Origin of the sequence: Microcoleus sp. B3-A4, from assembly GCF_036705385.1 — a bacterium.
Classification (GTDB): Bacteria; Cyanobacteriota; Cyanobacteriia; order Cyanobacteriales; family Microcoleaceae; genus Microcoleus.
Genome location: NZ_JAUBUI010000003.1, coordinates 192,868 through 201,907, shown reverse-complemented (window position 1 = coordinate 201,907; position 9,040 = coordinate 192,868). Strand labels below are relative to the sequence as shown.

General features: G+C 45.4%; 13 protein-coding genes. 8 read left to right on the top strand and 5 right to left on the bottom strand.

Annotated features, from left to right (window positions below; genetic code table 11):
• Window positions 1–370 precede the first annotated feature (370 nt).
• The 5 genes from QUB33_RS03230 to QUB33_RS03210 form a co-directional block, all read right to left on the bottom strand.
• Window positions 371–577, bottom strand: a complete 207-nt coding sequence (locus QUB33_RS03230) for a hypothetical protein (protein ID WP_333347133.1) — start codon at window positions 575–577, stop codon at window positions 371–373.
• Window positions 578–998: 421 nt separating this feature from the next.
• Window positions 999–1,214: a hypothetical protein gene (locus QUB33_RS03225; RefSeq protein ID WP_333347129.1), complete on the bottom strand. Its 216-nt coding sequence runs from the start codon at window positions 1,212–1,214 to the stop codon at window positions 999–1,001.
• A gap of 163 nt (window positions 1,215–1,377) precedes the next feature.
• Window positions 1,378–1,509 carry a hypothetical protein gene (locus QUB33_RS03220; RefSeq protein WP_333347126.1) on the bottom strand — a complete coding sequence of 44 codons (132 nt, stop codon included), beginning with the start codon at window positions 1,507–1,509 and terminating at the stop codon, window positions 1,378–1,380.
• A 104-nt stretch (window positions 1,510–1,613) separates the two neighbouring features.
• Window positions 1,614–1,829, bottom strand: coding sequence for a hypothetical protein (locus QUB33_RS03215; protein ID WP_333347122.1), 216 nt, complete (start codon window positions 1,827–1,829; stop codon window positions 1,614–1,616).
• A gap of 97 nt (window positions 1,830–1,926) precedes the next feature.
• Window positions 1,927–2,820 (bottom strand): AraC family transcriptional regulator, encoded by an 894-nt coding sequence (locus QUB33_RS03210; RefSeq protein ID WP_333347119.1) that lies wholly within the window; start codon window positions 2,818–2,820, stop codon window positions 1,927–1,929.
• Window positions 2,821–3,189: 369 nt separating this feature from the next.
• On the opposite strand from QUB33_RS03210, the gene QUB33_RS03205 reads away from it, so the two are divergent.
• The 8 genes from QUB33_RS03205 to QUB33_RS03170 all read left to right on the top strand — a co-directional run bounded on the left by QUB33_RS03205 (window position 3,190) and on the right by QUB33_RS03170 (window position 8,833).
• A complete protein-coding gene (locus QUB33_RS03205; protein ID WP_333347116.1) occupies window positions 3,190–5,334 on the top strand; it encodes a peptidase domain-containing ABC transporter in 2,145 nt (714 codons plus the stop codon).
• Window positions 5,335–5,839: 505 nt separating this feature from the next.
• A complete protein-coding gene (locus QUB33_RS03200; protein WP_333347114.1) occupies window positions 5,840–6,106 on the top strand; it encodes a hypothetical protein in 267 nt (88 codons plus the stop codon).
• Window positions 6,107–6,334: 228 nt separating this feature from the next.
• Window positions 6,335–6,520 (top strand): hypothetical protein, encoded by a 186-nt coding sequence (locus tag QUB33_RS03195; protein ID WP_333347111.1) that lies wholly within the window; start codon window positions 6,335–6,337, stop codon window positions 6,518–6,520.
• A gap of 147 nt (window positions 6,521–6,667) precedes the next feature.
• A complete protein-coding gene (locus QUB33_RS03190; protein ID WP_333347108.1) occupies window positions 6,668–6,901 on the top strand; it encodes a hypothetical protein in 234 nt (77 codons plus the stop codon).
• Between the two features lie 183 nt (window positions 6,902–7,084).
• Window positions 7,085–7,288, top strand: coding sequence for a hypothetical protein (locus tag QUB33_RS03185; RefSeq protein WP_333347105.1), 204 nt, complete (start codon window positions 7,085–7,087; stop codon window positions 7,286–7,288).
• Between the two features lie 104 nt (window positions 7,289–7,392).
• Window positions 7,393–7,647 (top strand): hypothetical protein, encoded by a 255-nt coding sequence (locus tag QUB33_RS03180; RefSeq protein WP_333347102.1) that lies wholly within the window; start codon window positions 7,393–7,395, stop codon window positions 7,645–7,647.
• Between the two features lie 426 nt (window positions 7,648–8,073).
• Window positions 8,074–8,313, top strand: a complete 240-nt coding sequence (locus QUB33_RS03175; RefSeq protein WP_333347100.1) for a hypothetical protein — start codon at window positions 8,074–8,076, stop codon at window positions 8,311–8,313.
• A gap of 238 nt (window positions 8,314–8,551) precedes the next feature.
• A complete protein-coding gene (locus tag QUB33_RS03170) occupies window positions 8,552–8,833 on the top strand; it encodes a hypothetical protein (RefSeq protein ID WP_333347097.1) in 282 nt (93 codons plus the stop codon).
• Window positions 8,834–9,040 lie beyond the last annotated feature (207 nt).

Below are 9,040 nucleotides of genomic sequence, written 5' to 3'. Positions count from 1 at the left end.
TTTAGTAGGCATTGACTTTTTCTAAATATCATCATATTATACTATGCAATATGCGTTTTAGATGCTGAACAGCTTAAGCGTTCCTTGAAGGGCGAAAGAATAAACGGAGAAATATTAAACCTATCCACCACATATCCCGATCGCTCTCAAACAGGACTTACGCACCAACTCTATACTTAGGGTGGGCTTCAGTCCACTTTATACCACAAATAGTGTAAAAATTACTCCATTGCGTAAGTTCTCTGAAACTACTCCTTGCTAACTTGACCCCCTGCGCTCGAATCAGCTTCCGTATCTGAGATATCTTGAAGTTCGCGATCGCTCAGCCAAGAACACTGATTAAGCATTTCCAAGCCTCCTGTTACAATTACTACTGTTTTGCCTTGTTGGCTTGATTAAGGAAAGCAGGGAGAGCGATCGCAGGTGAAGGCGCTGGCTCAGCCGCGAAATCCTCTTGGAGTTGTCCGCCAGAAATTGATTCCTGACTTTGTTCGTTTAAATCCATCACTAGCGGATGTATTTTTTTAACATCCAACACTGATTTTGATAAATTTTTAGTTTGGTGTTTGCGAAACATTTTTCTCCTCCTGAGTTTTCAAACAGACAAATTATGAGAGAGGTGATCGCACAAATAAGATAGCGGCATTCAAGGGCGATCGCTCAGAGTTGAGCAGTTACCTCATCACCGATTTCTTTCCATAAAGCTTGATTTGGATCGTTTGGTATAGTTTGCGATTTTTTAGGCTGCATTGCTTTCATCACCTGTATTGCACGTTCTTGCTTGCTATAACTTGAAGCTTTTGGGCATACTACAAGTCTAAGCGTGTGAAATAGCGCTATCGACTTTAGAGCTGTTTCTATCTCAGTAGGGACAGAAAATTGTTGCTTGGTGTCAACTTAAGCACCTATTAGCCAAGGACTTAAGTCCCTGGTTAATACGTTAAGTTCTCATTTACTGGCAGCTATTGACTTACAGCGATTCAGTGAACATAGGCAGCTTAAAAAACGTAGTCAAAATAAGTAGGGGAGGGTGGTAGGTTAGTAAATTTTGAATTTGTTACGGTTAGTGAACTCATCCATGAACCACCGCTTACTGCTGCTTCAGAGGTTTCGTTAAGTTCGTGCCACAATGCGTTTGGCTTACCTTTGGGTAAGGAAATGTCGGCTAGCTTTTGAGAATCGTTTTTTTGAGTTGCTATATCTTTGAAAATCATCGATTTTATCTCCTTTGTGGAAATTCTGAGTTAGCGCCATTGTGGCAAACGCCACATTACCTCTATCGTAAGTTCTTACTTGCTAGGGCTTGAAGAAGCTTTTGGGCATACTACAAGCCCTAGCGTGTGAAATAGGGCTATCGACTTTAGAGTTGTCTCTATCTCAGTAAGGACAGGAAACTGTGGTCATGGACGAGCGCGAGCCTCCTGGATCGTCTGAACTCCTGTTAGGAGTATCAACATCAGAAAGCAGCGAGAGTTCGCTGTCAAAGAGAACGTCAACGCTCGCTAGCATCTATTCGCTGGTTGAGCCTCATAGGTTGCTCGCCAGCGACCGTTGCCGTTGTTGATGGACATTCATAAGTTGAGACTCGCTCGCGCTTTCAGGTCTGCTTAGACTCAACCCCAGCCCCCTCTGGGCGGGTTGGAATTGAATTCGGGCTCCTTAGATATGTCCCCCCCCGCCCAATAATACGGAGTAGAACCACCGCTTACTGCTGCTTCAGAAGTTTCGCTAAGTTCGCTCCACAATTGGTTTGACTTATCCTTGTTTAAGGAAATGTCGGCTAGCTTTTGAGAATCGTTTTTTTGAATTACTCTATCTTTGGCAATCATCGGTTTTATCTCCTTTGTGGAAATTCTGAATTAGTAGCATCATGACAAACGGCGCATTACCTGTATTGCACGTTCTTGCTGTTTTTGCACATTCTTGCTATGACTTGAGTAAAGTCTTGGGAGTCACTCCAGTCAAGCGTTTGAAGTGGCGATTGAGATGGCTTTGATGAGTAAAGCCGCAGGCGATCGCAATTTCAGACAAACTCATCTTTCCCTGCAACAGCAATTGTTTTGCCCGTTCTACCCGCTGTTGAATCACGTATTGGTGCGGGCTTAGTCCAGTCGATTGTTTAAAAGCGCGGGAAAAGTGGTAGGGACTGAGTTGCGCGAGCGCGGCCAGTTCATCTAAACTGAATTGCCGTTCTAAATAATCGTTGATATAGTCTTGAACCCACCTCAATTTGTGTTGACACATTCCCCCTTTGCACTCGAAATTTCGAGTTCCTTGCGTCGAATAATGCCGCAATAAATGTACGGCAAGTGCATTCGCCATCGTCTCTGCATAAAGCCGGCTGCCCCCGCCATCTGATTGCGCTTCTGCCTTGAGTGCCAGTCCAATTTGCTGGATTAACGGATCTTGAAATGCCATCGGCCACAATAACTCAACTTCCTCGGTATTGAATAACTCCAGTGCGCTGCGAACTAAGAATTCGCGATCGAGGTTGAGAGAGAGTAAATTCATTTCAGTATGCCAGCGCATTTCGTGAGATAGATTGAACGGACAAAGACCGATCGCACCTGGCAATACTTGCGAGGTTTCCCACCTTCGGTCAATCTTTCGTTCCAATTGGAAACTCTGTCCGAGGTTGATGCCGATCTGGTAGGAGGCGATCGCATATTGAGGGGTTTCAAACGGAGGCTGGCGGTGGTATTCTACACTGATGCCAGTCCAAATTGCGCGATCGCTCTTCGCGATCGGCAACTGAGGAAATATCTCGGGGAAGTGGTTTTCTTGACTTGAATCGACAAAAAGAACTTTACCTTCAGACATGATTTTGTATTCCCCGCTACAAAACTATCTTTCTCTTTAGAAGTTAGGATTTACGCAAAAACAGCCTTTCAAGACTATTGGTAGCGGTAAGGTGCGCTGTGCTTCGCCCTACAGAGAGAATTCATGCGTAAGTCATAATAGTGCAACTTTACGGTTTATTTAATTTTACGTTTGATTGGGCGATCGGCGACTAAAATTTCTGAATATACATAAAAGTTAAAAGCAAGTTAACGGCCTGCAGGATGCCTAACCCCTACTCCCCAGAAGAGTTTTTGGAGATGTCTAATCATCAAGCCTTCTAGGGGCGCAAAATACCCAGAAAAACGAAAAATCAACAGAGGAAATAAGCCTGTAAGCTTCAAACTTGTTATGAAATATCCGATCGTTCTCCAACACAGCGAAGAAGACTGCGGTGCCGCCTGTCTGGCCACCGTTGCCAAATCCTGCGGGCGCACGTTGGCCATGAACCGCGTCCGCGAAGCTGTCGGTACCGGACAATTGGGTACAACGCTGCTGGGATTGCGCCGCGGGGCAGAAGCTTTGGGATTTAACGCCCGTTCCGTCAAAGCCACGCCCGAATTGATCGATCGCCTCAACGAAGCCCCCCTGCCCGCCATCATTCACTGGAAAGGCTATCACTGGGTTGTCCTCTACGGCCGCCGGGGCAAAAAGTATGTAGTTGCCGATCCCGGCGCAGGCCTGCGCTACCTCACCCGCGAGGCACTCACAGAGTCTTGGAACAATGGAGTGATGCTGCTGCTGGTGCCGGACGAAAACCGTTTTTACGCACTGCCAAATGACCGAATAGGGGGATTTGGGCGCTTTTTGCAGCGCGTCTGGCACTATCGCGGCTTAGTTGCCGAAGTTTTGCCGCTGAACATGGCGATCGGTCTGCTTTCTCTAGCATTCCCGCTGCTGATTCAGGTACTCACCGACGACGTATTGGTGCGGAGAGACACCCAACTGTTAATTACGATCGCGATCGCCACCGCCGCCACAATCCTCTTCAGCAGCCTGCTAAGCCTAGTTCAGGCGAATCTAGTAGCTCACTTAGCTCAACGTTTGGAACTAGGACTCGCACTCGAATTCGGTCGCCAAATCCTGCGGCTTCCCCTCAGCTACTACGAATCGCACCGCAGCGGCGAAATCGTCAGCCGCCTGCGGGACATCCGGGAAATCAATCTCCTAGTCTCCCAGGTAGTAACCAGCCTGCCCAGCCAATTCTTCATCGCCCTAGTATCCCTGGGATTTATGCTGGTCTATAGCTGGCAACTGACTGTCGCTGCAGTCGGCGTTTCCTTCCTCACAACTCTGTCAGCCCTAATCTTCCTGCCAGCCCTGCAACAGAAAACCCGCGACGTTTTGGTCACAGATGCGGAAAACCAAGGCATCCTAGTTGAGAATTTCAAAGGCGCCCTGACTTTAAAAACCAACAATGCTGCACCTCAAGCTTGGGAAGAATTGCAAAGTCGCTTCGGTCATCTGGCAAATGCTACCTTCGGCTTGTTACAAATCAGCATCCTCAACAGCGTCTTCTCTACTCTGGCCTCCGGCGTCGGTTCCCTTGCCGTCCTTTGTTTTGGCAGCATTCTGGTAATTCGCCAAGAACTCACCGTCGGTCAACTGCTGGCATTCAACGGCATGAACCGCAACTTCACCGCCCTAATTAGCACCGCCATCAACTTGATGGACGAGTTCTCCCGCGCTCAAACTGCTACCCAGCGTCTCGGCGACATCATCGACACCGCGCCAGAAATGGGGGACAACGCCCCGCGCGATCGTGCCGACATTCCCGCTGATGCCGATATTACTTGCAAAAACCTCAACTTCCACCACATCGGCCGCGTGGATTTGCTGAAAGATTTTTCTCTGACGATTCCCGGCGGCAAGGTGACAGCTTTGATTGGCAAATCCGGCTGCGGCAAAAGTACGCTGGCAAAATTGCTTGCCGGTTTGTATGCGCTGCAATCCGGCAATATCCGCTTCGGACAGTACAATCAATCCGATTTGTCGCTAGAATGCCTGCGCGAACAAGTGGTGCTCGTGCCGCAGGAAGCTCACTTTTGGAGCCGATCGATTGTCGAGAATTTCCGCTTTTGTTACCCTAGCGCGACTTTAGAACAAATAGTAAAAGCTTGCCAAATTGCCGGTGCCGACGATTTTGTCAGCGGACTTCCCGACACGTATCAGACTGTTTTGGGCGAGTTTGGCGCCAATCTTTCTGGCGGACAAAGGCAAAGATTGGCGATCGCCCGCGCCCTTGTCACCGACCCGCCCGTCTTGATTTTAGATGAATCGACTGGAGCTCTCGATCCGGCAACTGAAACTGAAGTGCTCGATCGATTATTAGCCGCTCGTCAGGGCAAAACGACTATTTTAATCAGTCACCGTCCCCGAGTCATTCAGCGCGCCGATTTGATTGTACTGCTCGATAGGGGTGAACTCAAACTAACAGGAAATCCCCAAGATTTGAGCCAAATTCCGGGGGAACATTTAGATTTTTTGCATCCATAAAGTATCTCATATTCGGTTAATTGCACCTGATAACTGTAGGAACACAGAAATGTTCATAGGTGTCAACTTAACGTTAAACCGATAGTCCGACAGGGGTTTCAACCCCTGCCTCAAAGCTAAAGTCCTCTTGCATAGGCCTGAGAAGAAAACCTTTTAAACTCATTAGTCCTCCTCGCTGTGGACTTTAGCTATAAGCCCCGTGGAATTCATTTCTTAGCGGACTACCGGGTGGGCAGGCTGACAGCTTAAGTTGACACCTATGCCCTAAGTCATATCGGACAGGTTGCTCTCACTGGCCGGGATAGAAATGACTAGCTGCAAGGTCAGGAAACACCCATTTTTCGACCAAAGACTTTAAATTGGTACGGCAGACTCAGGATATACCGATATGCTGACTCAATTTGTGGCAAGAACGTGTAAAAACAGCAAGAACGTGCAATACAGGTAATGGCGTGTTTAGTATAATGGCGCTAAATGCAGTATTTCCCCAAAGGAGATAAAATTTATGATTTTCAGAAATAGACCAACTCCAAAAAATGCCGGCCAAAAGCTAACCGACATTTCTTTGACCAACGTTAAATCGAACGAACTGTGGAGCGAACTCAGCGAAACTTCTGAAACAGCAGTAAGCGGTGGGCAAACCCTTTTTGTAGATACAAAACCGTCAGATAAGATGTCCAATAATTTCAGTGGGTCACTCTTTAATGGAGGTGCATTGATTTCTTTTGACGACAGGGGCAACACGAATGACAAAGATTTTGTGGATAGGTAACGGTTACAAGTCTTAGGCGGGGATATTGTCGTATCCCCGCGTAAACCCCTAGCGGGATTTTTACGACTGGCCGCCATTGTCTTTTTCGTAGTCACAATTAAAAAACCGGCCATCGGAAAAATCGCTTCAGGGTGTACCTCAAGGAATGCGGGTTGCAGGGTAAGGCTGAGTTGGTTTTTTTTTAAATTTGTGCCAGAATGCTACCAAACCAATAAGGTAAAAACTCTGATGAATAAGAAAAACTTGACAACCCAAACGAACAATTCAGCCAACCGCCTCACTCTAGAAAATCTACCTGTTGAGTTAACTGAACTGTCGGAAAAAGACGAACAACAAATTACTGGAGGCATTATTATCGGTATCATACCTACGGGTATTTCTAGGTTTTTCATACGAACTATAAACGTCCTCTAGCTCCTTGTATTGGGTCAGAATATGACATTATCCTGACTCAACTCGTGGCAAGAATGTGTAAAAACAGCAAGAACGTGCAAGACAGGGAAGGGGTGTTTAGTAAAATAGCGCGCTAAATGTAGCATTTTCCCAAAGGAGATAGAATTTATGATTTTTAGAAATAGACCAACTCCAAAAAATGGTAGTCAAAAGCTAGCCGACATTTTTCTGACCAATAATAAATCAAATGAATTGTGGAGCGAACTTGACGAAACCTCTCAAGCAGCAGTAAGCGGTGGAGTTTCATTTGGGGCTAGAGCGGTTCAATGGCTTGCGGAGAATGACGGGCTTGCAGTTAAGAACACGACATTTACTAATAACACTGCCGGTAACCCTTACTGAATACTTTAGGTAACTTGTAGCAGTTGGGGGCGTGAGGTATTCATAAAGACTGTTATCAATACTTACCCTCACGCTGTGATTTGTAGCAAGAATGTGTAAAAATAGCAAAAACGTGCAAGACACAGAAGGGGTGTTTAGTAAAATGGCGCTAAATGTAGTATTTCCTCAAAGGAGATAAAACCAATGATTTTCAATACTAAAGCAGCTCAAAGAAATGCTGGTCAAAAGCTGACAGACATTTCTTTGACTAACGGTAAACTGAACGAACTGTGGAGCGAGCTTGACGAAACTTCTCAAGCAGCAGTAAGCGGTGGGAATATTTGCCGTAACTCTAGCTGGGGAGACCCTTTATTGGTGGAGAACACGGCATTTATTAATAATCATTAATTAGAGTGGGACAATGAGCATAGAACAGGGGTCATTGCATTTGTTTCGCCCAAAACTTTTACACTCAGGTAAAAATAAATAGCTTCTCAAAGGAGATAAAACCGATGATTTTCAGCACTAAGGCAACTCAAAAAAATGCTGGTCAAAAGCTGACAGACATTTCCCTAGAAAAAGGTAAATTAAATAAACTGTGGAGCGAACTTGATGAAACCTCTCAAGCGGCATTAAGCGGCGGTACAGGAGAATACCGAGAAACGTTAGGGAACACTATTATTGGGCCTGCAAATGTTTCAATTGTTGCTACTTCGGGACAATTATTTATAAAGAAAAATTTGACCATCGACGGCAGCAACGTCTGAGGCTAAGCCCCTAACGGGATTTTTTCGACGCGCTGTTAAGTCTTTGTCGAAGTGAAAAAGATTTAGAAGACCGTCGGAAAAATAGCCGCCACCTCCTAACTATTGGCAACAACAAAAGCCATGTGTCACGCGCTTGGGACTATTTAATGACCTTAGCAGTTTCAGGCTCTGGCTCAGGATATGCGTTTATCTTCGCCTAGCTGTAGCATTTTTAAGCCCTAAGCCAGAATATGTGTCTATCCTAATCAAGCTGTAGCAGTTGGGGGTGTTAGGTATTGGTATTGATAATCCAACTTTGAGATACCTGACCTCACGCTGCAATTTGTAGCAAGAACGTGTAAAAACGGCAAGAACGTGCAAGACAGGGAAGGGGGTGTTTAGTAAAATGGCGCTAAATGTAGCATTTCCCCAAAGGAGATAAAATTTATGATTTGCAACACTAAAACAGCTCAAAAAAATGGGAGTCAAAAGCTAGCCGACATTTCCTTAACCAAAAATAAGTCAAATCAATTGTGGAGCGAACTTAGCGAAGATTCTGAAGCGACAGTAATTGGTGGACTGCATAAAGTCGATTTTGCATCTGATTTTGCAGTTACAATGATGACGTCTGTTGAGGTTGTACCCGATCCTGTATTTAACGTACAGGGAGTGGATAAGCGTAAATAGGCGCTGTAAAATACAATTATGTTAAGGATTTTAAAGTATCTTTAGCCCTAAACGTGGCTAATCAGCCCCAACAATCTAGCTTGTGAGACACAAGCTAGATTGTTGGGGCTGATTTAGTTGCCAAGATGCTTGATGCACCATTGTCTGAAAATGACACCCCACTTCTAAAAGCTAGAGAGTCAAACAAAAATCAGAAAATTCTGTATCCTGATGGAGTTGTGGGGATTGTAGTGCCTAGATGGGGAAATATGACATCCTGACTGAGAAGGAATTGGGCAATACTTTAAACGGTGGCTGGACTGGCCCTATAATCGACCAATCAACGCTATCAGTACCTCCCAAGGCCGCGCGATCGCTGACGAATGTCAGATTAACAGCTTCAACCGGCGGTGCTCATAGGATTAGCAGAGTGCCGATCGCAGTTCCCGCAGCCGATATTTTCAGCGATCGGGTTTTTGGGGCGATCGCTGCGAATTCCGAAGTGCGATCGCTTTGTAATAGCTGCAATTTAAAAGGTTAAACTTTGTCGCCAATCCTAGTAATTTCTCCCTTCGACCTCTCGATAAATTATTACAAAAATTTGGTCATGTCCTAACTGAATTTTTAAATTAAGTTACCGTCAAATATACTTTACATTTGGATAATTCCCTCTAATTATTTAACAACACATAACATTACGCATAATTTCGTAAAGTGGGGATTTCCCGCCCTACAATTGGTATTCAAT